This is a genomic window from Streptomyces sp. NBC_01476, assembly GCF_036227265.1.
Lineage (GTDB): Bacteria > Actinomycetota > Actinomycetes > Streptomycetales > Streptomycetaceae > Actinacidiphila.
Genome location: NZ_CP109446.1, coordinates 7,187,773 through 7,213,712, shown reverse-complemented (window position 1 = coordinate 7,213,712; position 25,940 = coordinate 7,187,773). Strand labels below are relative to the sequence as shown.

20 protein-coding genes are annotated in these 25,940 nt (G+C 72.3%); 11 read left to right on the top strand and 9 right to left on the bottom strand.

Annotation, left to right across the window (positions count from 1 at the left end):
• Window positions 1-47: 47 nt before the first annotated feature.
• Window positions 48-896 (bottom strand): helix-turn-helix transcriptional regulator, encoded by an 849-nt coding sequence (locus OG552_RS31350; protein WP_329138675.1) that lies wholly within the window; start codon window positions 894-896, stop codon window positions 48-50.
• Between the two features lie 223 nt (window positions 897-1,119).
• Here OG552_RS31350 and OG552_RS31345 point away from each other — a divergent pair, with 223 nt between their 5' ends.
• The 4 genes from OG552_RS31345 (at window position 1,120) to OG552_RS31330 (ending at window position 4,156) form a co-directional block, all read left to right on the top strand.
• Window positions 1,120-2,133: an ATP-binding cassette domain-containing protein gene (locus OG552_RS31345; protein WP_443071216.1), complete on the top strand. Its 1,014-nt coding sequence runs from the start codon at window positions 1,120-1,122 to the stop codon at window positions 2,131-2,133.
• Window positions 2,130-2,993 (top strand): ABC transporter permease, encoded by an 864-nt coding sequence (locus OG552_RS31340; protein WP_329138671.1) that lies wholly within the window; start codon window positions 2,130-2,132, stop codon window positions 2,991-2,993. The genes OG552_RS31345 and OG552_RS31340 overlap by 4 nt, the downstream gene beginning before the upstream one ends.
• 43 nt (window positions 2,994-3,036) lie before the next feature.
• Window positions 3,037-3,771: a siderophore-interacting protein gene (locus tag OG552_RS31335; protein WP_329138669.1), complete on the top strand. Its 735-nt coding sequence runs from the start codon at window positions 3,037-3,039 to the stop codon at window positions 3,769-3,771.
• Window positions 3,772-3,859: 88 nt separating this feature from the next.
• On the top strand, window positions 3,860-4,156 hold the full coding sequence (locus OG552_RS31330) for a hypothetical protein (protein ID WP_329138666.1): 297 nt from the start codon (window positions 3,860-3,862) through the stop codon (window positions 4,154-4,156).
• 9 nt (window positions 4,157-4,165) lie between these two features.
• Here the strand turns inward: OG552_RS31330 and OG552_RS31325 are convergent, their stop codons facing one another.
• A complete protein-coding gene (locus OG552_RS31325) occupies window positions 4,166-4,915 on the bottom strand; it encodes an SDR family NAD(P)-dependent oxidoreductase (RefSeq protein WP_329138665.1) in 750 nt (249 codons plus the stop codon).
• Window positions 4,916-5,082: 167 nt separating this feature from the next.
• On the opposite strand from OG552_RS31325, the gene OG552_RS31320 reads away from it, so the two are divergent.
• Window positions 5,083-5,553, top strand: coding sequence for a MarR family winged helix-turn-helix transcriptional regulator (locus tag OG552_RS31320; RefSeq protein ID WP_329138663.1), 471 nt, complete (start codon window positions 5,083-5,085; stop codon window positions 5,551-5,553).
• A 102-nt stretch (window positions 5,554-5,655) separates the two neighbouring features.
• On the opposite strand, the gene OG552_RS31315 is transcribed toward OG552_RS31320, so the two are convergent.
• Window positions 5,656-6,678: an aldo/keto reductase gene (locus OG552_RS31315; RefSeq protein WP_329138661.1), complete on the bottom strand. Its 1,023-nt coding sequence runs from the start codon at window positions 6,676-6,678 to the stop codon at window positions 5,656-5,658.
• 237 nt (window positions 6,679-6,915) lie between these two features.
• Here OG552_RS31315 and OG552_RS31310 point away from each other — a divergent pair, with 237 nt between their 5' ends.
• The 4 genes from OG552_RS31310 to OG552_RS31295 all read left to right on the top strand — a co-directional run bounded on the left by OG552_RS31310 (window position 6,916) and on the right by OG552_RS31295 (window position 11,494).
• Window positions 6,916-7,758, top strand: a complete 843-nt coding sequence (locus tag OG552_RS31310) for a helix-turn-helix transcriptional regulator (RefSeq protein WP_329138659.1) — start codon at window positions 6,916-6,918, stop codon at window positions 7,756-7,758.
• 79 nt (window positions 7,759-7,837) lie between these two features.
• On the top strand, window positions 7,838-9,721 hold the full coding sequence (locus tag OG552_RS31305) for an RHS repeat-associated core domain-containing protein (RefSeq protein WP_329138657.1): 1,884 nt from the start codon (window positions 7,838-7,840) through the stop codon (window positions 9,719-9,721).
• Window positions 9,722-9,735: 14 nt separating this feature from the next.
• Window positions 9,736-10,203: a hypothetical protein gene (locus OG552_RS31300; protein WP_329138655.1), complete on the top strand. Its 468-nt coding sequence runs from the start codon at window positions 9,736-9,738 to the stop codon at window positions 10,201-10,203.
• 259 nt (window positions 10,204-10,462) lie between these two features.
• The gene (locus tag OG552_RS31295; protein WP_329138653.1) at window positions 10,463-11,494 is read left to right on the top strand and encodes a DUF4331 family protein; all 1,032 of its coding nucleotides are present in this window, start codon (window positions 10,463-10,465) and stop codon (window positions 11,492-11,494) included.
• Window positions 11,495-11,537: 43 nt separating this feature from the next.
• On the opposite strand, the gene OG552_RS31290 is transcribed toward OG552_RS31295, so the two are convergent.
• Window positions 11,538-11,882 carry a zinc-binding dehydrogenase gene (locus OG552_RS31290; protein ID WP_329138652.1) on the bottom strand — a complete coding sequence of 115 codons (345 nt, stop codon included), beginning with the start codon at window positions 11,880-11,882 and terminating at the stop codon, window positions 11,538-11,540.
• A 343-nt stretch (window positions 11,883-12,225) separates the two neighbouring features.
• Window positions 12,226-13,278 (bottom strand): NAD(P)-dependent alcohol dehydrogenase, encoded by a 1,053-nt coding sequence (locus OG552_RS31285; RefSeq protein ID WP_329138650.1) that lies wholly within the window; start codon window positions 13,276-13,278, stop codon window positions 12,226-12,228.
• A 98-nt stretch (window positions 13,279-13,376) separates the two neighbouring features.
• On the opposite strand from OG552_RS31285, the gene OG552_RS31280 reads away from it, so the two are divergent.
• Together OG552_RS31280 and OG552_RS31275 are read left to right on the top strand one after the other, a co-directional pair.
• On the top strand, window positions 13,377-13,955 hold the full coding sequence (locus OG552_RS31280; RefSeq protein WP_329138648.1) for a TetR/AcrR family transcriptional regulator: 579 nt from the start codon (window positions 13,377-13,379) through the stop codon (window positions 13,953-13,955).
• Between the two features lie 368 nt (window positions 13,956-14,323).
• A complete protein-coding gene (locus OG552_RS31275; RefSeq protein ID WP_329138646.1) occupies window positions 14,324-14,677 on the top strand; it encodes a histone-like nucleoid-structuring protein Lsr2 in 354 nt (117 codons plus the stop codon).
• A gap of 186 nt (window positions 14,678-14,863) precedes the next feature.
• Here OG552_RS31275 and OG552_RS31270 read toward each other — a convergent pair whose 3' ends face one another.
• The 4 genes from OG552_RS31270 to OG552_RS31255 form a co-directional block, all read right to left on the bottom strand.
• On the bottom strand, window positions 14,864-15,652 hold the full coding sequence (locus OG552_RS31270; protein ID WP_329138644.1) for an alpha/beta fold hydrolase: 789 nt from the start codon (window positions 15,650-15,652) through the stop codon (window positions 14,864-14,866).
• 72 nt (window positions 15,653-15,724) lie between these two features.
• On the bottom strand, window positions 15,725-18,172 hold the full coding sequence (locus tag OG552_RS31265) for an AAA family ATPase (protein ID WP_329138642.1): 2,448 nt from the start codon (window positions 18,170-18,172) through the stop codon (window positions 15,725-15,727).
• 215 nt (window positions 18,173-18,387) lie between these two features.
• Entirely contained in the window at window positions 18,388-18,714 is a 327-nt protein-coding gene (locus tag OG552_RS31260) for a hypothetical protein (RefSeq protein WP_329138640.1), read from the bottom strand.
• A gap of 175 nt (window positions 18,715-18,889) precedes the next feature.
• Complete coding sequence (locus tag OG552_RS31255; protein ID WP_443071083.1) at window positions 18,890-25,891, bottom strand: glycoside hydrolase domain-containing protein; 7,002 nt, start codon at window positions 25,889-25,891, stop codon at window positions 18,890-18,892.
• Window positions 25,892-25,940: the final 49 nt, after the last annotated feature.

The window sequence follows — 25,940 nt, the reverse complement described above, 5'->3', positions numbered from 1 at the left end:
ACCCGGCCGGTGACGGAGAGGCTCGACGTCGCGCAGAGGGCGGCCGCTCATGGCGGCGGCTCGTGGATGTACGTGCCCGGGGTCTGGCCGGTCGCGCGGCGGAAGGCGTTGATGAACGCGCTGGTCTTGCGGTAGCCGACGGCACGGGCCACGGCGTCCACCGTCGCGCCGTTGGAGAGGAGTTGGACGGCGGCGCGGATGCGCACCTGGGTACGCCAGCGGGCGAAGCTGAGCCCGGTCTCGCTGAGGAAGAGCCGCGACAGGGTCCGGACTCCGGCGTGCACATGATCGGCCCAGGCGCCGAGTTCGCGCTGGTCCGCGGGGTCGGCGATGAGACGTTCCGCGATGGCCCGCACCCGCGGGTCGGCCGGCATCGACACCTGGATGTCGTGCGTGGGCAGCGGGGTGAGCAGCTCGAACATGAGCGCCTCGGCGTGCGGCCGGCTCCGGTCCTGCGGCCCGGTCCGGTGCAGGTGCGCGATGAGTTCGAGCAGCAGTGGCCCGACCGGGACACCGGTGGGCCGGGTCCAGGTGATCGGACAGCGGTCGGGGGCGAAGGTGATGACGGACCCCTCGCCCTCGCGCAGCGCGGCCACCGCGTGCTCGGCCCCGCCGGGGATCCACAGCCCGTAGCCGGGCGGGATCAGCCAGTCGCGCGCGGCGGTGCTGACCGTCAAGGTCGCCGTCGAGGTCCACAGCAGCATGGGCTCGGCGTGGGAGTGCGCCGTCTCGTACTGCTCGTACGACTCGTCCTCGCCACGGTCGATGCTCAGGATCGGCGACCTCGCCGGCGGCGTGCTCAGTGCCGGCGGGGTCGGCCGCGCGGGCGGCGCGGTGGGCAGCGCGGTGGGCAGCGCGGTGGGCAGCGCTGCCGGCACATGGTCCGGGCTGCTCATGGTGGTGGCCCCGCTCTCCGCTGTCGCTGTCGCTGTCGCGGACGGACCCTCCGCAAGGGTTGGCCGTTGCGGGGTATTCATCGGCCGCCACGCGCACACCAGCCAGCCTAGCGTTGGGCGTGCCCGACCGCGTGGTGACGGCCCGGAGGTGCCCGGCACGGCCACCCGCCCGCCACGCCGACCCGAGCCGCACAGATGAGGGAGACAACCCGTGACGGAGTTGATGATCGAGGCCGAGGGCCTCGTGAAGCGATACGGCGACGCCGAGGCGGTGTCCGGGGTGAGTCTGCGGGTGCCGGCCGGGACGGTGCTGGGGGTGCTGGGGCCGAACGGGGCAGGCAAGACCACCACGGTCCGGATGCTGACCACGCTCACCCGGCCGGATGCCGGGTGGGCGCGGGTGGCCGGGCACGACGTGGTGCGTGACCCCCGGGCGGTGCAGGCCGTGATCGGGGTCACCGCACAGGACGCGACGGTCGACACGATGCTGACGGGTCGTCAGAATCTGGTGATGATCGGCCGGTTGAGCGGGCTGCGCAGGGGCGACTCCCGGCGGCTGGCCGGGGCTCTGCTGGAGCGCTTCGAACTGACCGACGCCGGGGACCGGGTGGTGAAGGGGTACTCGGGCGGGATGCGGCGCCGCCTGGACCTGGCGGCCGGCCTGGTGACCCGGCCGCCGGTGCTGTTCCTGGACGAGCCGACCACCGGTCTTGACCCGGGCAGCCGGGTCCGGATGTGGAGCGTGATCCGCGGGCTCATCGCGGACGGCGCCACCGTACTGCTGACGACCCAGTACCTCGAAGAGGCCGACGAGCTCGCCGACCGGATCGTCGTCATCGACCACGGCCGGGTGATCGCCGCGGGCAGCGCGGCCGAACTCAAGGCCAGGACCGGCGGCGCCCAGCTGCGGGTGACTCTCACGACCGCCCATCCGGAGGCCGCCGGCGCACTGCGCCGGTTCGCGGCCGGGGCGGTGGCGGTGAGCCAGGACGGGCGGCACCTGCGGGCCCCGGTGAGCAGCGGTCCGGGACTGGCCGGCGCGGTGGTGCGGGCCCTGGACGAGGCCGGGATCAGCGTCGACGACGTCGAGGTCCGCCCGCCCTCGCTCGACGACGTGTTCTTCGCCCTGACCGGCCGTCCGGCCGACGGGCAGCCCACCACAAGCGATCCCGGTCCCGGCCCCCGACCGGGTGGGGAAGGGCAGTCCGGCACAAAGACCCAGGAGGCACGGGCATGAGCACCACCACCCTGACCAGGGCGACGCCGCCGACCCTGCCGACCGCGGTGGCGCGGACCCACGGCGGCTTGCGCAAACTCTCCGACATCGCCGTACTCTCGATGCGGAATCTGATCCACATCTCCCGGGAGCCGTTCCAGCTCTCCGACGTCACCATCCAACCGGTGCTGTTCACTTTGATGTTCATCTACGTCTTCGGTGCCGGGGTCGTACTGCCCGGCGGCGCCGGCTACAAGGACTTCGCCATCCCCGGCCTGCTCGTCTTCAACCAGGTCACCGCCACCGTCGGCACCGGCGTCGGGCTCAGCTCGGACGTCAACACCGGGATCGTCGACCGGTTCCGGACCCTGCCGATGTGGCGGCCGGGGGTGCTGGTGGCCCGCTCGGTCACCGACCTGCTGACCGCACTGCTCGGCGCCGGTATCGTCACCGCCACCGGCTTCGCCATCGGCTGGTCGCCCGACAACGGGGCCGGCAAGGCGATCGCCGCGTTCGCCCTCGTCCTGCTCTTCGGCTACGCGGTCTCCTGGGGGTGCGCGTGCCTGGGGCTGGCCAGCAGGGGCGTCGAAACCGCCCAGGCACTCGGCCTGCTGGTCCTGTTCCCCGTCCTGTTCATGTCCAACGCCCTGGTGCCCACCCAGCGCATGACGCCCTGGCTGCGCGACGTCACCACCTGGAATCCGGTCAGCGCGGTCACCGCGGCCGCCCGCGAACTGCTCGGCAACCCGAACCCCTCGGCCTCGATCCACTCCTGGCCCATGCAACACCCCATCCACGCCACGCTGTTCTGGTCCATCGGGCTCCTGCTCGTCTTCGTCCCCACGGCCACCGTCCTCTACCGGCGCCGCGCCGCGGACTGACCCCGAACACCCCCTGCCGAACCACCCGATGAGGAGACGACTCGTGAAACGCCGCTTGCTGGACCGTCTGCTGCTGCCTGCCCGCGTCCACACCGTCGAGCAGCGGGCGCCGCGGCTGCGTCACATCACCCTGACCGGGCCGGCGCTGGCCGGGCTCGCCTGGCAGCCCGGCCAGCACGTACGCCTCCAGGTCAGTGCGGCACCCGGAGCCGTCGACTGGCTGATCGGCACGCTGCGCACCTACAGCGTGTGGGACTACGACGGTGAGAACCTTGAGCTGATCGTGTACGACCACGGCGACAGCAGCGGACCGGGAGCCGAGTGGGCCCGCACCGCCCGGAGCGGCGACGAGCTGCGGCTGCTCAAGCCCGAGGGCGACTTCACCACCGCCCCTGCCGATTACCACCTGTTCGCCGGCGAGGAAACCGCCCAGGTCGCGTACGGCGCCATGCTGCGGGCGCTGCCCGCCGGCGCCCGGGTCTTCGGCCGCCTGGAGGTCGACAGCCCCGACGAACGCCTCGACCTCGGCCAGGACCGGAACCAGGACTGGGACCTGGCCTGGAGCTACCGCCGGGGCCGGCCGGCCGACTCCGCGCTGACCCTCGTCGACGCCGTCCGCGCCCTCGACCTGCCCGCCGATCCCGGCATCGCCTATCTGGCCGGCGAGGCCAGAACGATCCAGCTCGTCCGCCGCCACCTCGTCGAGGACCGCCACTGGCCGCGGCGCAGCGTCCGCACCAAACCCTTCTGGACCCCGGGCAAGAAGGGCCTCGACTGACCGTCTCCGCCGCCACACCGCCCATGTCACCAACTGCTCCCCCCGGCGCGGTTGCCGTCCCCGGGGGTGTGTGCGGAGGATCGTCGTCATGAGCGATGCGGAGCACACCGGCAGCCGACACCACGGACATGTACAGGACGTCGTCGAGCGGGTCGGCGAACTGCACGACCGCGCCGTGCGCCAGCGCGAGGAGAAGGAGCCGGCCGAGGCGGTCGGCTACGACGTCGACGCCGATCTCGGAGGGAGCAACTGCGCGCGGTCGTCGGCGCACTCTCGACGCGCTCGCGCAGGTTCTCGGCGCGGACGGCTGCCGAAGGGGCCCCGAGAAGTCAAGGGACCCCCGGAAGTCGGGGACCGCGCCCAGGACTTGAGGGGTCCGGGGTGAGTCTGACGCCTACTGCGGGAGGCCCCGGTAATCCGCCGGGCCGGCGATCTGTCCGCCGTCGCCTGCCACTTCACTGCCGGTGACGAAGCGGGAGTCGTCGCCCGCGAAGAAGAGCACGATGGCGGCGATGTCGTCCGGTTCGCCGACACGTCCCAGGGCGATGTTGCCGGTTTCAAAGGTGACACCGTTGGTCATCGGGGTGTTGATCTGGCCCGGGTGCACCGCGTTCACGCGGATCCCGTACGCGCCCAGCTCCAGGGCGGCGGTCTTGGTCAACCCGCGAACCGCCCACTTGGAGACCACGTACCCGGACATCCTCGGCACTCCTTGGAGCGCACCGACGGAGCCGATGTTGACGATGGAGCCGCCGCCGGCCCGCTTCATCGCCGGGACGACGGCCTGTATGCCGTTGAAGACACCGATCAGATTCACGTCCAGGGTGCGTTGCAGCCGTGCGAGATCCCACTGCTCCAGGGGAGCCGGATCCGCGATGCCCGCGTTGTTGACCAGGATGTCCACGGAGCCGAAGCGTTCTTCGGTGCGCCGGACGACGTCCGCCCACTCCTGCGGCGACCGTACGTCGAGCCGTTCGACGGCCGCTTTCTCCCCGAGTGCGGTGGCGAGGGACCGCGCCGCCTCGACGTTCACGTCCGCGATGACCACGTCGGCGCCCTCGGCGGCGAGCCGCCGGACCGTGGCAGCCCCCATGCCCATCGCACCGCCGGTGACCACCGCTGTCTTCTTGTCCACTCGCCCCATGGCACTTGCACCTTTCTTCCCGGACGATCACTCGGATTTGGGGTGACACATCACCCTACAAGGATGATGCGTCACCCTCAGACGGCTCGTCAAGGCCAACATGACTGGGCTACTCGGCGGCCGACGCCGCAATCATCGGGTGACGCGTCATCCTGTAGCCTTGCAGCGTGACCGAGTCCGAGCAGTTGAATGAGCGCGAGCGGCGCGCGTGGTACGGCTTTCTCACGATGCAGGAGGACCTCCGCCGCCACATGAACCGGCAGCTGCTCCGGGATTCGGGTCTCTCGCTGGCGGACTTCGCCGTACTGAGCAGCCTCTCCCTGCAGCCGGAAGGTTCCCTGCGGGTGTTCGAGCTGCGCGAACTCCTCCGCTGGGAGAAGACCCGCCTCACCCACCAGCTCTCCCGGATGATCGCGCGGGGACTGGTCGAACGGCGCCCCTGCGCGGAGGACAGCCGCGGCAATCACGTGGCGCTCACCGAGGAGGGCCGGGAGGCGATCGACAAGGCCGTCCCGCTGCACGTGAACCACGTGCGCCGCGTCTTCCTCGATGTGATCAGCCCCCGGCAGCTCGACGCGCTGGCGGCCCTGTCGGAAGCCGTACTGGAGAACCTGGCGGAGGACGAGTCCGGCGGCTGACCGGCCCCCGCGGACCCGCCCGCGGCGGTTGCCCGGCATCCGCCGCCGGCAACCCCGTTGCGTCGACCCGGCAACGGCCCGGACGGCCCCCGGGTCACCGCGTCAGCCGGCGCTGCGTTCGCCGGCCGGCCGGCGGCGGAGGCCCGGCTGCTGGAGAGCCGGCGGCACATACGCCTGGTCGAGTGTGCCGACGTCGGTGCCCGGCGGGACGATCTCGTCGATCCGGTCGAGGATGTCGTCGGTGAGCGCCAGGTCGGCGCCGGCGAGCAGGTCGTCGAGGTGGCTCATCGTACGCGGCCCGACGATCGCGCTGGTCACGCCGGGATGAGCGATGGTGAACGCCATCGCGAGGTGGGTCAGCGGCACCCCCACCTCCTCGGCGAGCGCGATGAACCGCTCGACGGTGTCCAGCCGGCGCTCGTCATTGAGGTGCTGGAAGAAGCCGGCGCGGCGCAGTTCGTTCTCCCGGCCCGCGCGGACCCGCCCGGTGAGCAGCCCCTGTCCGAGCGGGCCCCACACCAGCGTGCCCAGCCCGTAACGCTCGGCGACCGGCAGCACCTCGCGTTCGATACCGCGGCTGAGCAGCGAGTACGGCGGCTGCTCGGTGTGGAAACGCGCCAGCCCGCGCCGCTCGGCGACCCACCGGGCCTCGACGATGTCGGACGCCGGCACCCCGGAGGTCCCGATCGCGCGGACCTTTCCGCTGTGGATCAGGTCGGAGAGCACCGAGAGCGTCTCCTCGATGTCCGTGTCGGGGTTGGGCCGGTGGATCTGGTAGAGGTCGATGTGGTCGGTCCGCAGCCGGCGCAGCGAGTTCTCCACCGCGGTCGTGATCCAGCGCCGCGACGCGCCCTGTTGATTGGGGTCGTCACCGAGCGGGCGGCTCACTTTGGTCGCGAGGACGACATGGTCACGTCGGCCCTTGAGCGCCTTGCCGACCACCTCTTCGGAGTCGCCGTAGACGTCAGCGGTGTCGACGAGGTTGATGCCGGCGTCCAGCGCCTTGTGGATGATCCGGGCCGAGTCGTCGGGGTCGGGGTTGCCGACGGACGTGGCGAACATCAAGGCGCCGAGGGCGTAGGGGCTGACCTTGATACCGGTCCGGCCGAGCGTGCGGTACTGCATGGGTGATCTTCCTTTCTCTGCACACGGTGGGAACAGCGCGCGATGATGCGCCGGCGGGCGGGGGCCGCGGGCCTTACAGCTGCCGTGTGCGGCACCGGTGTGTCTCTCGCCGCTCCTGCGCGGCGCCGCCGGTCCGGTCTCCAGCCTGCGGCGATGCGGGCACCGGCGGGAGAGACGTCCTTATCCGGGGACGCGCCGTCCCTGGCTGCCGCCGGCGTCCGGGGGCATGGTGGGGGTGTGGACAGAACCGAACTGGCCGACTTCCTGCGGCACTGCCGTAGCCGGCTCGCTCCCAGCGACGTGGGCCTGTCGCAGGGCCCGCGACGCCGCACCCCGGGGCTGCGCCGTGAAGAGGTGGCGCAGCTGGCAGGCATGTCCACCGACCACTACACGCGGCTGGAGCAGGCCAGGGGCTCACGCCCGTCCCGGCAGATGCTCGCCGCGGTCGCCCGCGCGCTGCGGCTGACCGGCGACGAACGGGACCACCTCTTCCACCTGGCCGGCGAGGAGCCGCCGCGCAACCGGCCGACCTCCGAGCACGTCCGCCCCGGCCTGCTGCTCGTCCTCGACCGGCTGACGGACACTCCCGCCCGGGTGCTGAACGACCGGGGCGACATCCTCGCGCAGAACGCCATGGACAGGGCGCTCCACGGTGACGCGTCCACCCGCCCCGAGGCGGAGCGCAACGTCGTCTGGCGCTACTTCACCGACCCCGCCGCGCGGGAACTCTTTCCCGCCGAGGACCGAGACCGTGCCGCGCGCACCGCGGTGGCGGATCTGCGTGCCGCACTCGGCCGCCGCCCGGACGACGCGCGGCTTGCGGGGCTCGTACGCCGGCTGCGTGCCCGCAGCGAGGAGTTCTCCGCGCTGTGGGACACCCACGAGGTCGCGGTACGCCGCGGCGACACCAAGCGCTTCCTGCACCCGGTCGTCGGCCTGCTGGAGCTGGACTGCGAGGTACTGCTGAACCCGGAGCACGACCAGCGACTGGTCGTCTACACCGCGCGTCCGGACAGCAGGTCCTACGAGCGGCTGGAACTGCTCCGCGTGGTCGGCCTCCAGGACCTGACGAGCGGCTGACCGGCGGCTGACCGGCGTCGCGCCGGGCCGCGGACGGCGAAGGAGGCACCGGCCGGCTGCTGACGTGGGGGAACCTCTCGTGCCATGCCACGCGTCCTCGGGCGTGGTGGTTCGCGGCGACCCGGCGGGCCGTCAGATCGAGCGGGCGAACGGCACCGGGCAGATGATCGGGCTGACCCGTGACGCGGCGCGCCGCGTCGTGGAATCGCGCACGGGCGACGGCGCGGTCACCTCACTGCGGTACGACGCGGCCGGGCGGCTCGTGAGCGCCGTGAACCCGGGCAGCGAGGTCGGTTATGCCTACGACGCGGTGGGCCGGGTCGTCGCGGAGACGGTCGACGGCCGCGCGGTCACCAGCGCGTACGACCCGCTGGGCCGGCGGGTGCGGCGGGTCACACCCAGCGGCGCCACCTCGCACTGGTCGTACGACTCCGCGGGCCTGCCCACCTCGCTCGTCACCGGGGGCGGTGAGCTGACCTTCGCGCACGACGCGGCCGGCCGCGAGACGGCGCGTGGCCTCGGCGGAGCCGCCACCCTGGCACAGTCCTGGGACGCGGGCCACCGCCTGGTCGAACAGCTCATCCGGTCACGGACGGCGGGCGACACCGGCCCCGGCGACGCAACCGTACGGCAGTCCCGTTCCTACGCCTACCGCGCGGACGGCCACCTGACCGGTATCGACGAACTGCTGGGCGGCGCCCGCCGGTTCGACCTCGACCGCGCGGGCCGCGTCACGGGTCTGTCGGCCGCGGCCTGGACCGAGTCCTACGCGTACGACGACCTCGGCAACCTCACCGCTGCCACCCATCCGGCCCCCGGCGGGCAGGACGCGCAGGGCCCGGTGGAGCACACCGGGACGATGGTCACCTCGGCGGGCCGCACCGCGTACGCGTACGACGGCCAGGGGCGGGTGGTCCGCATGATCCGGCGGACGCTGTCCGGGCTGCGCAGGATCTGGACCTACGCCTGGGACGCCGAGGACCGGCTCACCGAGGTCGCCACCCCGGACAAGGGCATATGGCGGTACCGCTATGACGCGCTCGGCCGGCGCACCGCCAAGTCCCGGCTGGGCGAGGACGGGACGGTCACCGAGGAGATCCTGTTCACCTGGGACTGCGCCAACCTCGCGGAGCAGCGGGCGGTCCGCGACGGTGTGGTGGAGACCGACACCTGGGACTGGGAGCCGGGCACCCACCGGGCGGCCGCCCAGGTGCGCCGGCGGTGGCACACCGACGACCCCGACGAGATCGACCGGCGGTTCTACGCGATCGTCACCGACCTGGCCGGCACCCCCAGTGAACTCGTCGGCGAGGACGGCACCATCGCCTGGCGGGCCGCGACCAGTGTGTGGGGCAGTCCGCTGGCCGGCGGCAACGACGGCCTGTGCCCGCTGGCCTTCCCCGGCCAGTACCGCGACCCGGAGACGGGGCTGCACTACAACCTCGCCCGCTACTACACCCCGGACACCGCGAGTTTCCTCTCCCCCGACCCGCTCGGCCTGGTCCCCGCCCCCAACCACCACGCGTACGTCGACAACCCCTTCCGCTGGAGCGACCCGCTCGGCCTGGAAGGCGACGGCAGCCAACCGGTCCGCGTCTACGACGACTCGGAGTACGGCAAGCACGGTGCGAGCAGCGGTTCGTCGGCCAAGGGCGAGGTCAGCCGTGCGCCGTCCAACGGCCAGGCCGCACTGGACAGGTCCATCGACCTGGACCCGGACAACCCGAACGTCACCCGTCGGCTGGGCGTCGACCATGAGAACGGCGAGATCGTGGTGCTGGACCGGCACCGGGCGATCACCGACAAGGACGGCAATATCATCAAGGAGATCTACCACGGCCATGTGCAGGGCTCGTACCCGTCCAAGAGCGTCACGCAGGGCGACCTGACCAAGCTGAAGAAGGCGGGCATGATCGACAACATCAAGAAGCAGCGGGTGCTCCCGCCGCCGTGCGACGGCTGACAGCGAGGTACGGTATGGCGCCCGAATACGACTGGGAGAGCGGCGAGGGCCTGTCGCACATGGACGACCCCGCCGCCGTGGACGCCGCGTTCGAGCGCGGTGAGCGTCACCTCGGCACGGCGGTGATCGGCCTCACCTTCACCCGCCCGCTGTCGGAGGCGTCACCACGGATCGTCAGGGCGATGCGGCTTCCTGATCGCGACCAGCGGCAGTTCGCGTTCACCGCGGCGGGTGTCGCGGCCCGGCTCCATGGCGAGTTGACGCCGGAGCTGTACGCGGCGCTGCGTGCCGAGGGCCCCGGCGGCTTCGCCGAGAACGCGATCGACGACACGCTCACGTTCGTCCCTTTCCGGAAACTGCCCCTGTGGTTCAAGTGGCGGTGGCTGCTGACCGGGGTGCGGGACACCCTGCAGGGCTGGTGGCTCAGGTCCGCGGATGCGGCCGGGGACCTCTACCGAGCCCTGCGCCGACGCCGTTCCTGACCACGGTGGCCGGTCGGCGCCGCCGGCGGAGGGGCCGGCCGGCCGCGAGGCCGGTGGACCTCGGCGGTCCTCGCACGCACCGGCCAGGCTCGCCACCCGTGCGCGGAGGCCGGGCGGAGACACCCGGGAGCCGTGGGTGCCGCTGCGGCGGCGGGGCCGCGGGGGGCGCCTGGCCCGGTTTCGTCGCGGTGCGTCCGTGGAACGGCGCGGTTAGCCTGAGGGAAAGGGCGTGCCTCCGCGGAGTGTCTGGAGTCGTCACATGTCCCACCACCTCGATTCGCCCGCGGCCAGGGCCGACGCCCGGCTGAACATCTCCGACGTGTACGTGTTCCGGGGCGACCGCGGCACCGTTCTGGTGATGAACGTCTGCTCCGACTCCGCGGGTCCGGACGCGCCGAAGGGGTTCCACCCCGAGGCCCGGTACGAGTTCAAGATCGACAGCACCGGCGACGCCGTCGAGAACCTTTCCTACCGCCTCAGCTTCGGGGAAGTGGCTCCCGATGGGTCGCAGGCGGTCGAACTGCGCCGGCTCGTCGGACCCCAGGCGGCCGACGACGCGGCGGAGGGTACCGTCCTGCTGGCCGGCCGGACCGGGCGCACGCTCAGCACCGACGGGGGCACGCGGGTGTGGACCGGACGGGCCGGCGACCCGTTCTGGATGAACCCGGGCGTGGTCGAGGCGGTCGGCCGGGCCTTCCAGCACGCCACCGATGTCGAGCTGCCGGCGCCGGATTCCGCTGAGGTCACAAGCCTGTTCGCCGGAATGAAAGTGTGGTCGATCGTCCTGGAGGTGCCGGACGCCGATCTGCTGCTCTTCACGCGCCGCCGGGACATCGGCGTATGGGGCGTGACGGCGCTGGCCACCGATGCCGGCGGATGGCACCGCGTCAACCGGTGCGGGCTCCCGATGGTGTCACCGATCTTCGCCCAGTTCGACGACGCACTGGCAGAGCGGCTGAATCAGACCGAACCCGCTGACGACATCGACACCTTCGGCGAGGAGATCACCGACCGCGTCGCCGCGGTCGTCGGTGCCCGGGGCAGCACGTCGGATCCCCACGCGTACGGCCAGGGGGTCGCCGAGCGCATTCTCCCGGACGTCCTTCCTTACACGATCGGCACTCCCGCGGTTTTCGGCTTCGCCGAGTTCAACGGCCGCGCGCTCACCGACAACGCCGGTGAGGTCATGTTCTCCCTCGCCACCGACAGCGCTCTGAGCCTCGGGCTCGGCAAGGACGCCGTCGATGCGCCGCCGACCCCGTTCTTCCCCTACCTCGCGCCCGCCGCCTGACCGCCTGGTCCGGGGCTCACGGCGCTCACAGTCCTCTTGGTGCTCACGGCGTGAGGACAATGCGGCCGTCGACCGCGCGGCTCTCCATCCGCTCGTGCGCGGTCACCACGTCCTCCAGCGGAAGTACGTCGACCTCGGTCTCGGCCAGGCCGTCGGCGACCGCCCTCAGTGCGGCTTCAGCCGCGGGGCGGAGCTGGTCCATGTGGGCCGGAAGGTAGGAGCCCGCCGAGAATCCGGAGACCGTGACACGGCGCAGCCAGAGCTGGTTGCTGTCGATGAGGTTGCCCCAGTCGCCACCGGCGTTGCCGACCAGCAGGAGACGGCCGGACGGTGCCAGCAGATCCAGGCTCTGGGTACGTACCGCCCCGCCCACGGGGGACGCGGCCACTTGGGCGGCGGACGCAATCCTGGACGCGCCATGGAAGGGGATTCCGGGAACACCACGGCTCTACCGGATCTTCTCTGCGAAAAGCGGCGGATCGGGCAGCCATCATGGGGACGACGGGCTCCTCCATGCATCCGCCAACGACGTCAGATCCCGGCTGCGGCGCCAGGCGCGCGCAGCCGACCGCTCAGCCCGACTGAGGGCGTCCGCCGGCGGCGGGAACCTGGCCGCGGAGCGGCGGGCTCGGCATGACCGGTCCGGTGGGAAGCCGGCGGGCGCGGCGGATCAGCGGGCGATGAGCGGTCGGGGCGGCGGCGACGGGCTCGGCGGGAAGGACCCGCTGTCGTCAGGAGGCGGGCTGGTCGAGGTCGGACAGGTCCAGTACGAAGCGGTAGCGGACATCGCCGCGCGCCAGGCGGGTGAGGGCCTCCTGGACGCGGGCCGAGGCAACCACCTCGACATCCGCGCTGATGGCGTGCTCGGCGCAGAATTCCAGCATCCGCGCGGTCTGCGACCGGCCGCCGGTGCCCGATGAGGTCAGCTTCTTGCGGCCCTGGACCAGGTCCAGGAGCGCCACCGTGGTCGGGAGCGGGTAGCCGAGCACGGCCAGCGTGCCGTCCAGGGCCGCCATGCGCAGCAGCGGCGAGAGGTCGTGCGGGGCCGGGACGGTGTCCAGGATGAGGTCGAAGCGGCCACGCGCCTGCTGCGTCCGGCTCTCGTCGGTCGTCAGCAGTGTGTCCGCGGCCCCGAGCTTGCGGGCGTCGTCGGACTTGCCCGGGGTACGGCTGAGCACGGTGACTTCGGCGCCGAGCGCCGCGGCCAGTTTCACCCCCAAATGGCCCAGGCCGCCGAGGCCGGCCACCGCGACGCGGCTGCCCGGTCCGATCCCGGCCGCGCGCAACGGCTCCCACATGGTGATGCCGGCGCACATCAGCGGGGCGGCGGCGGCCGGGTCGAGCCCTTCGGGCAGCGGGTAGGCGAACTTCTCCCGCAGCACGTACTCGCGGCTGTAGCCGCCCTTCGTCGTACTGCCGTCGATCCGGTCGGTACCGCCGTAGGTGGTGGTCGGGCGTTCGTAGCAGAAGTTCTCCTGGCCCACCTCGCACATCGGGCAGACGCCGCAGGAGTCGACGACGGTGCCGACCGCGACCCGGTCCCCCGGGGTGAAGCCGTTCGCCGCGGCGCCCACGGCGGTGACCGTGCCGGTGAACTCGTGGCCGGGGACCACCGCACTTTCGCCGAGCACACCCTGGATCCGGTGCAGGTCGCTGTGGCAGACGCCGCAGAAGTCGACGCGCACCGCGATGTCGTCGTCGCGCAGGTCCCGGCGCTCGATCGTGACCCGCTCCAGTGCGGTCGAGCCGTCGGTGGTGCTCTGCCAGCCAGTGGTCGTACGCATGAACCCTCCAAGACAGACAAACTTTTCGGTCTGTTTTCGAGCCTAGACCTCTCCGGACGAAAAGAAAACCGACGGTTCTGTCTGTTAAAATCGGCCGCATGCCCGAACTGCCGACCACGCCGCGCGGTGCCGCCACCAGTCGGCGCATCCTCGACGCCGCCGCCGAGGAGTTCGCGCAGCACGGCATCGCCGGGGCCCGCATCGAGCGCATCATCGCCGCGGCGCGCACCAACAAAGCGCAGGTCTACGGCTACTTCGGCAACAAGGAGGGCCTCTTCGACGCGGTCGTCGCCGACTGCGTCGAGCGGAGCACCGACGACCTCCCCTTCGACGCCGACGACCTCCCCGGCTGGGCGGTGCGGGTGTACGACCAGAACCTGCGCCGGCCCGGGCTGGTCCGGCTCATCGCCTGGATCCGGCTGGAGCAGCGCCCGACCGGTCCGTGGTTCGACAGCTCCCGGCACGAGCCCAAGCTCACCGCCATCGCCCAGGCGCAGGAGGCGGGCCGCCTGCGCCCCGGCGACCCCTTCGACCTGCTCACCCTGGTGATCGCCATGGCGAGCGCCTGGTCACCGGCCAGCAGCGTCTACACCGCGACCGCCGACGAGCCGCCCGCCGAGCACGACCGCCGCCGGGCCCTGCTCCGCGACTGCGTCGCGCGCGCGGTGGCGCCCTGATCCGCGCCGACCGGCGTAGGCAGGGCCCAGGCGATCATCCCCGACCGGGCGTCCAGCGAACTCTTCGACGTCGGCGGCGGGTCGCTGGTACGCCGCGGTGCCCACCTCGACCGGCACTGGCGCACCATCCGCTCGATCGCGGCCCACAATCCGAAGACCCTCAAGGCGGTCGCGGTGGGCCGCTACGAACTCAACGGAACGCCGCTGCCCAACCAGGGTTTCTTCTGACCCGGCGCCAGCAGCGAAACCGGCGGCTCCCTCCGATGGCACCCGGCGCGGCAAACGGTGCGCCGGGAAGGGGCCGCGGCCGCGCCAAAGAAGCGGAGTAGCCGGGCTTCTCCGCTTGGCAGTTGGGCTATTATCCGGTCATGGCACAGAAAGTAGTCACCCTCTATACCGACGACCTCACGGGTGAAGAATCCACTGAGATCGCCACGTACACCATCCTTGTCAACGGCGCGGGCGTCGAGCTGGATCTCACCCCCGACAGCCACGACAAGTTGATGGAAGCGCTCGGCCCGTTCCTGCAGGCCGACGGCGCCCGGAGGGTCCGGTCAACAGGCACCGGGCGCCCCCGGGCAGCGCGTGGATCCGACCGCGGCGCGGCCCAGGACAGGGACACGGCCGCCATACGGGCATGGGCCAAGAGCAATGGGCTCGAAGTGAACGACCGCGGCCGTGTCCCCGCCCCGGTGATCGACGCTTATGAGAAGGCCCACTGAGGCGGTAACCGCCGGCCTCGCGACGGCTCCCCGGTAATGCCACTACTGGTCCGTGTACATAGCGGACTGTCGGGAATTTGATGATGTGCGGCTCCCCCGCCGGCGCCGCACTCATAACCGTCACCCCGATCGCGCGGCACTCCCGATTCACGGCGCGGCGTGCGTAAAGCGTGGTGCGGAAGGCTGTCAGCCGGTGAGGATCCTGGCGAGTTCGGCCGGACGGGCCACGTGCGGGAAGTGGCCGCCGCCGGCGAGGACGGTGACGGTGACGTCCGGCAGCCGCGACTCCAGCCACTCCTGGTACGCGGGCGGCACGTCCCCGCCCGCGATGTGGTGGTAGCCGGTGCCCCGCGCCCGGATGGTGTCCAGCTCGCGCGCCCGCCGCTCGCCCAGTTCCTCCGCGGGGGTGTCCAGCAGTTCGCTCCAGTAACCGAGCAGCAGGTCCTGCCGGGGTTCGGTGGCGGTGCGGACCAGTTCCCTTGCTTCCGGTGCGAGCAGGTCGATCCGCATGCCGGTGAGCAGCGAGTCCCAGACCGCTTCCCAGCCGGGGCCGCGCAGTTCGGCTTCGGCCGAGCGCAGCATCTGTGCGAAGGGGCCGGCCAGCAGCGGCTGGTCCACGTTGACGACGGCGGCGGCCGGGTACGTGCCGGCGTAGGTCGTGGCCAGGGCGCCGCCGAGAGAGTGTCCCACCAGGACTGGCGCGCCGAGGCCGGCCTCGCTCACCGCCCGGTGGATCACCGCCGCGACCTCGGCAGAGCGGTACGAGGGCAACCGCGGCGAGTTGCCGTGCCCAGGCAGGTCGAAGGAGACCACCCGGCGGCCGGGATCGAGGACCGCCAACTCCGCCAGCAACGGCTCCCACTGGCGACGGTCGTAGGACAGGCCGTGCAGCAGGACCAGCGGCGGCCGGCTGTCGTCCGTGCCGTAGCTGTCGGCGGCGAGTGCGCCGTAGTGGCGGCGCTGTGCGATCCGCATGTCGTCTCCAGGGTTCCGGGGCTTTACCCAGGAGGCGTAACTCCTCCCGGCACAAGCTGTACGTGGCGCGGGTCACACCCGCCAGCGGGTGGGGCCACCGGGTGCCGGCTGGTAGCGGAGGTACCGGCCGGTGCGCAGCGACGCGCGCAGGTGCGCCCCCGCCAGCGGGGCGGCCGCTTCGATCCGCCGGACGGCGGTCCCCAGGGCCCGGGTGGCATTGACCCGGGCCCGTTCGGCCTCGCCGGACGGCATGCGCGGGCGGCCACCGAGTCCGCTGGCCCGGCGCAGCTCGGTCACGAGGGCGTTCCGCTCCCGCTGGACGGCCGCCGCCTGCTCCACGTCACCGTCACGGTCGGCCGCGTCGAGCAGGTCGTCGAGCCGGCTGAGCCGGCGCCGGTAGGAGCTGCGGGCGGTGTCGTCGAGCAGCGGGTCGCCCCCGGAGGCCCGCAGTCCTGACCCGCCTGCCACCAGGTCGAGAGCGGCGATCTCCTGCCCGGGCGCGGCCAGGAGCGTCCGCAGGTATCCCATTCCGCGTCCGGCCGGCAGCCGGACCTTCTCCGGCCCGGCGTCGAGCTGCCAGCCGGCCTCGTCCTGGGCCAGCCGCCATTCGCCGGCCGGCAGAGCCGGCTCGTCGGGGAGCCCGGTCATGCCGAGCCGCCGCGCTGTCGAGCGGGCCCGTTCGAGGTCCTCCTCGGCGCGGGCCTTGTCCTGGCCGGTGTTCCGGGCGGTGAGCGCGCGGGCCCGTGCGGCCAGGGTGTGCGTCAGCCAGGGCAGGGCGCCGATCCGCTGGTCCAGGGCGGCGGCGCGGTCCAGGCGGGTCACCGCGTCGTCGAGGCTGCCCAGGCGGGTGGCCAGCAGGCCCAGGTAGTGGTCGACCGGTCCGGTGACGGTGTTGGCGCCGCCCCACACGACCAGTTGGCCGCTGTAGGGCAGCAGCGCGTCGTAGAGGGCCTGGGCGCTCTCCGGCTCGCCGAACCGTGACGCGACCACCGCCAGGTCTGCCGCCGCGCCCAGCCAGCGCGGCCCGGAGCCGGCCAGGACGACCGGCAGGAGGCGCTCCAGCTCAAGGCCGGCCTCGACGCCGCGGGCGCACTCCGCCAGGGCCCGGGCGGCTGTCGCCTCGAAGAAGTGACCGGGCATCCGCCGGGCGAGCGCCTGCCAGGGCGCCAGCACCGATGCCCAGTCGCCGCGCAGCGTCGCGATGCTGCCGTGGAGGCCGCCGACCAGGCGGTCGGTGTCGGCCAGACCGGCCTGCCGGCCACGGAGGGCGACCACGTCCGCCAGGGCCGCCGCCACGTCGAACCGGCCGCGGACCGCCGCCAGCATGGACTGCCGGGCCGGTACCACCGCCGCCGCCTCGGCATCACCGGACAGCTCGCCCGCGCGGGCGTAAGCCGTCAGCGCGGCTTCTGCCGCCCGCAGATCGCCCAGCTCCACCAGGGCGGTGAAGCGCCAGAACAGACCGCGCCGTTCGGTGACGGCATCGCCGGCCGGCCGCGCCAGCGCCACGATCTCGGACGCTGTGGCCAGCCGCTCGTGGGCGGCGGCCGGGTCCCACAGCGCGTGCAGCCGGGAGTCGAGGACCTCGGCGATCAGGCCGGGGCTGCCGCTCGTCCGGGCCAGGGCCAGTGCCTCGTCGGCGAGGTCGCGGCGGCGGTCGCCCGCCGACGGATCGCCCAGCAGCTCGCGGGCCAGCCGGGCCAGCACCCTGGCCCGGGTCGCCGGCGGCAGCGGGCGTTCGGCGGCGGCCTCCAGCAGCCGGACGAGGCCGGCGTCGATGTCGAGGAACGCGGCCCGCGAGCGGGCGGTGAGGGCGAGGTGGACGAAGGGGTCCTCGTCGGCGTCAAGGGCGGCCAGGTCGCGGGACAGGGCGATGGCGGCGCCGGGCAGGCCGGCCGAGGCGAGCCACACCGCGTGGACCGCGTCAGCGGACAGCCCCGGTGTCAGCTCGGCGAGTTCGGATGTCCTCAGTCCGCGCAGGCGCAGCTCGTGCGGCAGTCCGAGGGAGTCGGCGGCGGTGGCGAGCAACGCGGTCTGCCCGGTCCCGAGGTGCGGTACGAGCCGGGCCAGGAATGCCGTGGCGCTTTCGCCTTCCCTGTCGATGTCATCGAGCAGCAGCAGGCGCGGGCCACCGGCCGCTGCCGCCCGGGCGACCCGGTCGACGTCCTCTGGGTCGGGATCCCGGGTCCTGGCGGCGGGCGGCGCCTGCGGCCCTGCGGTGAAGCCGTCGTGGGCACCGGCCGGGACAGGGTTCCGGTCGGTGCCGGTACGGGGTCCGCCCGGCCCGGCGCCGGCGGTCAGGAGCCGGTCCCACAGGGGTGAACCGTCCGCGCCGGTCCCGGTGGGCCGGACCACCGCGATGCCGCGGGCCCGGGCCGACCGCGCTGCCGCCTCCGCGAGGGCCGACCTGCCGGCTCCCGGCGGCCCGGTGACGACCAGATACCCGCCTGCCCCGGCCACCGCCCGGTCGAGCAACCGCTCCACCGCGGCCAGCTCCGCACCGCGTCCGATCAGGTTCACCCGCCGATCGTAACCATCGTGCGTCACGTCGCCCGAAAGATCCTCCGTGGCCCGGACGCGGGTATCTCGTCACCGGCAGGCGCACCGGGTGCGTCCGGCCGCGGGGGGCACTACCAGCCGGACACCTTCGTGCCTGCGTCCGCGGGAACCACGGACCGCCGGCCGGACCGGTCGGACCCCGTCGGCCCCCGTCGGACCGGCCTGACCGGAAGACATCACGGCGCCTGCCACACCGCCCCCGCCTGCGCGCACAGACGCCGCACACCCCGGCGCGCCGCCCGGTCCGCCGTCCGCCGGGCGTTGAACCGCATCGGCCCGTCCAGTTCCCCGCGGGTGATCCCGCCCGGCCCGACGGAGAGCCAGTCCTCCCGCTCGACCATCGCGTCATACCCCACGGTGTATGCCTCGCTGCGGAGTTCCTCGTCCGTGCAGGGCCCCAGCGCGAGGTCGAGCACGCGCCCGTCGCGCCACCCGCGCCACCCGACGGAGCGGACCTCCCGCTCCTCCGCCAGGGCCGAGCCGACGTCCCCGGACAGGCACACACGAGCGGCCGGGCCGAGGTTTTTGACACGGCCAGGGAGCAGCGCGACGGAAAGGTGCCGTGACGCCGACGGCCCCTCCGGGTGAACCGCTGTGGTTCACCCGGAGGGGCCGGCCGGCGGCGTGCGCCGCCAGGGGATCAGACCGCCTCCTCCGGAGGCCGGGCTGACCCTGCGGTCACCTCGTGCCCTGTGCCCCGGGGATCCACTTGGGCTGCGTCCACCCCGTCACCGGCGGCCGGATTCCGGCGAAGTCGGTGGAGCCCGCTCCGTTGCCCAGGTCGCCCAGGTTGCCGACAGTGCCGCCGTGGCCCCACGTGCCGGAAGGCGGCCACAGGACGAATCCTCCGTCACCGCCGGCCGGGACCGGACGGTGGCCGCGGTCCGTGGGCTGGAACCCGACCGTGTAGGTCCGGGTGACCGAACCGTTGGACGAGGTCACCGTGATGGTGCGGGTGGTGAGGCGGGACCCGTTCGACGACAGGACCGAGCTGCCGTCGGTGACCTTCACCCGCGCGCCGGACTGGGCCGGCACGGCGGAGACAGCCGGGATCTTCGAGCCCTTCGGCCAGTCGACGACGTACGTGGCGACGTCCGGGTCGAACCCGTCGATCGCGACGCCCCCCACCGTGACCGCGCGGGCGTCGGCGACGCTCGCCCGGGTGGCGTCGGAGTAGTTCGTCACCGTCACCGACCCGTTCCCGTTGACGACCACGTGCGCCGCCATCGCCGCCGCGAGGTTGATCCGCTCCCAGCTCGCCCCACCGTCAGCGGTGAGGTCGAGCGGGTAGCCGGAGTCGGTCGCGGTCTGCTGGAGGACCTGCGTGCGCTGCTCGGTGGTGAGGTCCGGGAAGGCCGTGATCAGCAGGGCCGCCGCGTCGGACGGCGTCTTCAGGCTCTGCCCGGCCTTCCCCACCTGGGAGAACCCGTAGGTCAGGCGCTGGGTGTACAGGTCGACGTCCTGCGCCGTGCTCAACCCGCTGTAGGAGTCGCCCTCGCAGGCCGCGAGCGTGTTGCCGTAGCCCTGCTTCTCGCACTGCGCGAGCAGCACGTTCTCGGCCTCGGTGTGGGCCTGCAGCAGCAGTTTCCCGAAGTCGGGGTCCGCCCACCGGTGCGCCACGGTGGCCTGTCCGGTGATGCGGCCGCCCATGACGTCGAGCGGGTAGTGGAACCCCAGGACGATCCGGTTGTTCCCGTACTCCGAGGTGCGCGCGAGGATCGACGGCGCCAGCTCCGGCAGGAGCGTGGCCAGGATGGTCCCGGCTTCGTAGCCGCCGTAGGTGTGGCCGCTCGGGTACGAGCCGCTGGTGGCGAGGCTGCTGTACGAGCCGTCCTGCGACTCGTAGATGTCGCCGCCGTCGCCGGCGAATCCGAGCCGTACGTACGGGCGCAGGTAGCCGTAGTGGTCCTTCGCCGCGTCATGGGTGTCGAGGCCCTGCGTGACGCGGGAGAACAGTGCGCTGGTCTTCGGCAGTTGGCCGCCGTTCAGGGCGTCGAGGTAGATCTGGCCGAGCCGGGACCCGAGGCCGTCGGCCATCGTGACGGTGGCGCTGTTGGTCGCGTCGACCTCGGCCCGGTCCACCTCCTTCTGGGTCGCCGCGTTGTTGATGCGTACGGCGGTCTCGTCGTTCTCCGCGGTGAGCGAAGTGCCGTGGGGCACCGTGGAGTTGGCGCCGAGGATGTCGGAGTGGAGGTCGCCGATACCGCTGAGCAGGTCGTTGAAGTAGCCGGTGGTCGGCCAGGTGTCCGAGGAGTAAGCCGCGTTCAGCGTGTCGGCCGGGAAGGGCGACGGCTCGTACCCTGGGTCGGAGGCGTCGTCCGCCGGGGCGGTCGTGGCGGAGTCGTCCGAGGTTCCGGCCAGGGTGACCGCGGTGACGGTGGCCGTGTGCGCCGCGGCCTTCCCCGCGGTCGTGAGCAGCGCGGTGCCGGTCGTGGCGGGGACGTGCGCGGTGGTTCCGTCGTCGAGGGCCACGGTGTAGCCGATGACCGGGAAGCCGCCGTCGCCGGCCGGCCGCCAGGTCACCCGGACCTGCTTGCCGTGGGTGATCACACCCGTGAGGGCCGGCTTCTGCGGCTTGCCGCCGCCGGTCACCACGGGCGCCGTCGCGGCGCTGGGGCGCGAGGTGCCGATGGCGTTCACCGCCCGGACGCGCGCGGTGTACGACCTGCCGGCGGGCAGCCGGGTGAACGCCGTGCTCCGGCTGTCCGGGTCGTGGATCACGGCCTGGTGGCCGTCATCGAGGGTGATCTCGTAGCCGGTGACCGGCGAGCCGCCGGTGTCCTCGGGTGCGGACCAGGTGACGGTCACGCTCGTGCCGGAGGACGCCGCCGACACCGCGTCAGGTGCGGCCGGCACCGTCTTGGGCTTCGTGGTGAGCGCGGACATGGCGTGATCGAGGGCCTTGTACCGTGCGGTGAGGGTCTCGTCCGTCGCCGTGTCGTCCGCGACCGCGGTCTTCGCCGCGGTGAGTGCCGCGGTGAACGCCTTCCACGACGCGTCCGTGTAGCGGGTGTTGTCGAGCGCCGACGCGGTGGTGACCAGGTCCTCCAGCCTCAGCCTCGGAAGGGGGATCAGCTGCTCGGCGGCGAGGGTGAGGCTGCGGGTCTGGGTGTCGACTTCGGGCTGGGTCGCGTCGTCGGCGGCCACGAGGTCACGTGCGGCGGCGAGTTCGCGCTGGTACACGCCGAAGTCGATCGGGTCGTAGCGCTCCGCGTCACCGGAGAGCCCCGCGTACTGCGCGATCGCCTTGCTCAGCGCCGACTTGTCCGTGACGGCGGGTGTGTCGACGTGGCTGAAGGTGATCCGGCCCAGGTTCGCGACGTACGGGTGCGAGGAGTCCGGGGTCGTGATCAGCCGCAGGTGGACGGCGTGCGTGCCGGTGACCGCCTTGGGCAGCGTCAGGCTCGTCGTCCCTCCTGACGACCACGCGGCTCCGGTGACCGGCAGCGGCGCGGTCGCGTACGGCGTGCCGGGGTCGGCCGCGTCGAAGGAGTCCAGGTAGAGCTGGACGGCGGAACCGGTGCCGCAGCGGGCGGAGTTGTTGACGTAGGTGATCGTCATGGTGCTCTTCGGGGCGTGGCCGAAGTCGATGTCCCCGTAGTCGAGCCAGGCTCCGTTGTACGTACCGCCGAGGTCGGTGGTGGAGCCCGAGCCGGTCCAGCCGACCGGCTCGCTCTTGAGCCCGCCGCCGCTGTTCGTCCTGAACGCGGTGGCGTCGAATGCCGCGGGGGCGTCGGCGGTCTGGGTCAGGGTCAGGGAGTAGACGTTGCCCACGTAGGGCTGGGCGGCCGTCTGGGTGCTGGAGACGAAGTCCGCGTACATGTCCTGGGCGCCGGTGAAGACGCTCGGGTCGAGCTGCACGGTCGCGGTGGCGATGGTTCCCCAGCCGGATCCGGTGTAGTCGAGAGGGATGTCGGCGCTCTTCGGACCGTCCTTCGAGCCGAGGTGCAGTTCGATGTGCGAGTCCGACGCCGCCCGCGACTGGGGCTTGTCATAGCTGACGGTGACGGTGTCGGCTCCGTCGCGCAGGTCGGTGTTCTGCCATGCGGCCCACGCGCCGTCCGTCACGTTCTCGAAGATGCCGTTCGCGAGGTTGAGCGGGAGCGAACCGCCGCCGGTCGTGGTGCTGTTCGCCGCGGTCAGCGTGGCGAGCGTGGTCGAGGGGGACGAGGTGACCTCGTTCGGCGAGAACTGGTACCAGTCGAAGTTCGACACCCACTGCTGGCCGGACGGGGCGTGGAAGACGAACGTCGCACCCGAGGCGCTCAGCAGGGCGTCCGGGTCGGTGACGGCCGCCTGGACCGTGGTGTAGTACTGCCAGCCGCCGGTTCCGGGGAGCTGGACGGTGGCGACGACGGGGCCGTCGGCGGCGCCGGCGTGGATGTCGACGCTGCTCGGTGCGGCGTTCGCCGGCTGCGCGTTCGCGTAGCGGACCGAGATGCTCCGCGGGGCGACCCCGCCGAAGTCCAGCTTGGTGTACCGCTCCCACGCACCCTCGGTGACGCCGCCGAGGTCGCCGTCCGAGTAGTACGCCTCGCTCACCAGGCTGGGGCCCTCCTTCTGGTCGGGGGCCTCGGCCTGCAGGACCGCGTAGCCGCCCTCGTCGATGGTGAGCGCGTCGATGGCGGACCGCAGCGCGTCGTCCGCGGCCATGATCGTGCCGGTCCCGGAGGTGGTGTCCGCGAGGACGGTCCGCGCGCGTTCGAGCGCCGACCGGAACAGAGTCCACGAGCCGTCGGAGTAGTTGCCGCTGCGTACCAGGGACGCCTGGTCGACGAGGGCGCCGAGGGCCTTGCGGTGCACCGCGGCGGCGGAGATGACGAGCGGGTCGGTCGCGGATACCCCGGTGCCGGTTGCCGTCGAGGCCCGCACCCCGTGGGCGAAGGCGGCGTCGCGGAAGGTCATGCCGAAGCGTGCGTCGACCGTCGCGGTGCCGGTGAGCGAGAGCGTCGCCGTACGCGAACCGGTGACGCGGAGGTCAGCGGTGACACCCGCGGGCAGGCCGGTCGTGCTCGCCGCCCCGGTCTTGGTGAGGCTGGTTCCCTTGCGGGCGGCGAACGACGCCGGCCCGGACAGGGTGAGCTGCACACTGCCGTGGACGGTGCCGTCCGCTGCGGTGGCGACGGTGCCCGGGCGGGCGGAGACGACGGTGTCGCCCTTGCCCGTTCCCGTGCCGCCGTCACCCGGGTCGCCCGAGTCGGTGTCCAGCGAGTACGCGGCCTGGGTGCGGGCGCCCCACTGCGAGGGCTTGGAGCCCATGGTGAAGTCCAGGGTTCCGCCGGAGATGATCTGCGAGTAGTCGAGCCAGGTGTTGGTGAACCGCGAGCCGTTGAGGGTCGCGCTCTGCACGTAGTAGTTGCTCGGCGACACGCCGTCGGCCTTCACCGTGAAGCGGCTGCCGTTCGGGTACGTGATCGTCGTGGAGTCGAAGAACGGGCTGCCGATCTGGAACTGGCTGGAGCCTGCGGTCACCGGGAACAGGCCGAGGGCCGCGCCGACGAACATGGTCGACATGGTGCCGGCGTCGTTGTCCATGGTCGGCAGGAAGCCGTTCGGCGAGAGCTTGTAGACCTGGGTGTCGATCGGCGGGGTGAACTCGCCGCCGGAGCTGGGGGCTTCGTTGGTGGAGCCCGTCGCGATGTAGCGGTTCCAGGTCGTGCCGGTGTAGATGGCGCGCACCCACTTCTGCGTCAGGCTCGGCTCGCCGACGTAGTTGAAGAGGTACGGGGCCTGCAGGTCGATCTCGTTGGCGTTGGAGTGCAGCATGGTCGAGCCGTCGTCGGCGCTGGAGTCCACGCCGAACATGTGCTCGACCGCGGCCTTGCCTGCCTTCGCGCCGCCCATGGCATTGATCAGGCCGCCCATGTCGTAGGCGTCGTACCAGTTGTACTGCCAGAGCGTGCCCTGGTAGAGGCCGGCCGTCTCGAACTTCTCGTAGTCGGCGCTCTGCCAGTCGCCGCCGGAGGCGCGCGGGGTGAGCAGACCGACCTTGGTGCCGTCTGCCGCGGTCCAGACGCCGGACTTCACCAGGTTGTCGATCGCCATCGTGGACTGGGTGCGCAGCTTCTTCGCGTCCGCGTCCTTGCCGAGCGCGCCGGCGATGATGGACAGCGCCCACTGGTCGTAGCCGCGCTGGACGGTCGTACCGGGGTCACCCGCGACGTACCCCAGCCGCAGCTGCGTCCCGGTGTAGTAGCCGGCGTACGACATCAGCGCCGGGTAGGCCTCGTCGAGCCGGTCGAAGTTCTTGTAGCCCTTCGACAGCGCGTCGGCGATCACCACGGCCGAGCGCTCCCAGCGTACGGTCGGCACCGAGTGGGTGAGGCTGCCGAGGCTCTTGCCCGAGGTGTTCGCGTCGGCGAAGAGTTCGACGAGCGACTGCACCATGTCCCGGTAGGTGGACGGGTCGATGTAGGCCTCGACGGAGTACTTGCGGAAGTCGTCCCAGGTGGACCAGCCGTCGTAATAGGTGAAGCCGTTCGTCTTGTGCACCGCTCCGTCGGCGCCGCGGTACGTACCGCTGGTGCTGGTGGCGTTCACCGGCAGCGCGTACATGCGGTACAGGTGCGTGTAGAACTCCTTGGTGAGCGTCGACCCGGGGTCGGACTTCGCCGAGGCGCGCACGTCGACGGCGCCGAGCGCGCTGTTCCAGGCCGCGTTCGTCTGCGCGCGCGCCTGGTCGAAGGTGAGGTGGCCCACCTCGTTGCGCTGGTCGGTCGCGGCCTGTTCCGCGCTGATCGGTGAGAGCGTGATACGCAGTTCGATGTCGTGCCCGGCGGACGGGTCGAACCCGAGGACGGCGCCGGTGTCGGAACCGTCCTGCGCGGTCGCGTCGCTCAGCTTGCCGTCGTTGCCCCAGCTCTTCAGGGAGGTCACCGGGACGTTCGTGGTGGCGTCGTAGTACAGCTGGTACGAGGCGCCGTTGAACGACCCCGCGATGAGCCCGGTGATCGAGGTGGTCCCGTCGGGGAGCGTCGTCGCCTTCATGGTCGCGCGGGTGCGGCTGGTGTAGTTGTTCGCGAGGTCGAGGACGAGTTCGGGGTCAGAGCCGGCGGGGAAGCTGTACCGTTCGAGCGCCGTGCGCGTCGTCGCCGTCATCTCGGCGTCAACGGTCCCGGAGTCCTGCGTCACCGCCGAACCGGTCCCGGAGAGGGCGCCGAGCCCCACCTGGTAGTAACCGGGCGTCGCGGTCTCGTCGTCGTGGCTGTACGGGTGCGCGTACGTGCTCGGGGCGGGGCGCCCGTCGTACCGTACGGAGGTCGGGACGACCAGCAGGTCGCCGCCGCCTCCCGAGCCGCCGACGCCGTCGAGGTCCGTGGCGGTGAACCCGGCGATGTGGTCCTCGTTGTAGTCGTACCCGGAGTGGTTGCGGCCCGGCGTGGTCATCGGGTTGACCTTGGCGAGGCTGTGGGGCGCCTCGGCGCCCGGCAGGTCGTTGCCGTCGTCGCCGGCCGTCGACACGAACGGGTCAACGAGTTTGGTGTAGTTCGTGCCGCCGGGGGTTCCCGTGGAGGTGTTGGCGACGGGTGCCGCCGCGGCCGCGCCGCCGGCCGCCAGCGCGGCGAAGCCGAGGGCTCCGGCGAGCAGTGCGGCAACCGCGGCCCGCACCGGCCGGCCAGGCCGACGGGCGGTCCGAGGAAGATTCACGCGGGACAAGGGGGCATGGGATCTTATTGGCACGTAACCTCTCCAGCATCGCGATACGCACGCACGGTCCAGCCTTTGCGGG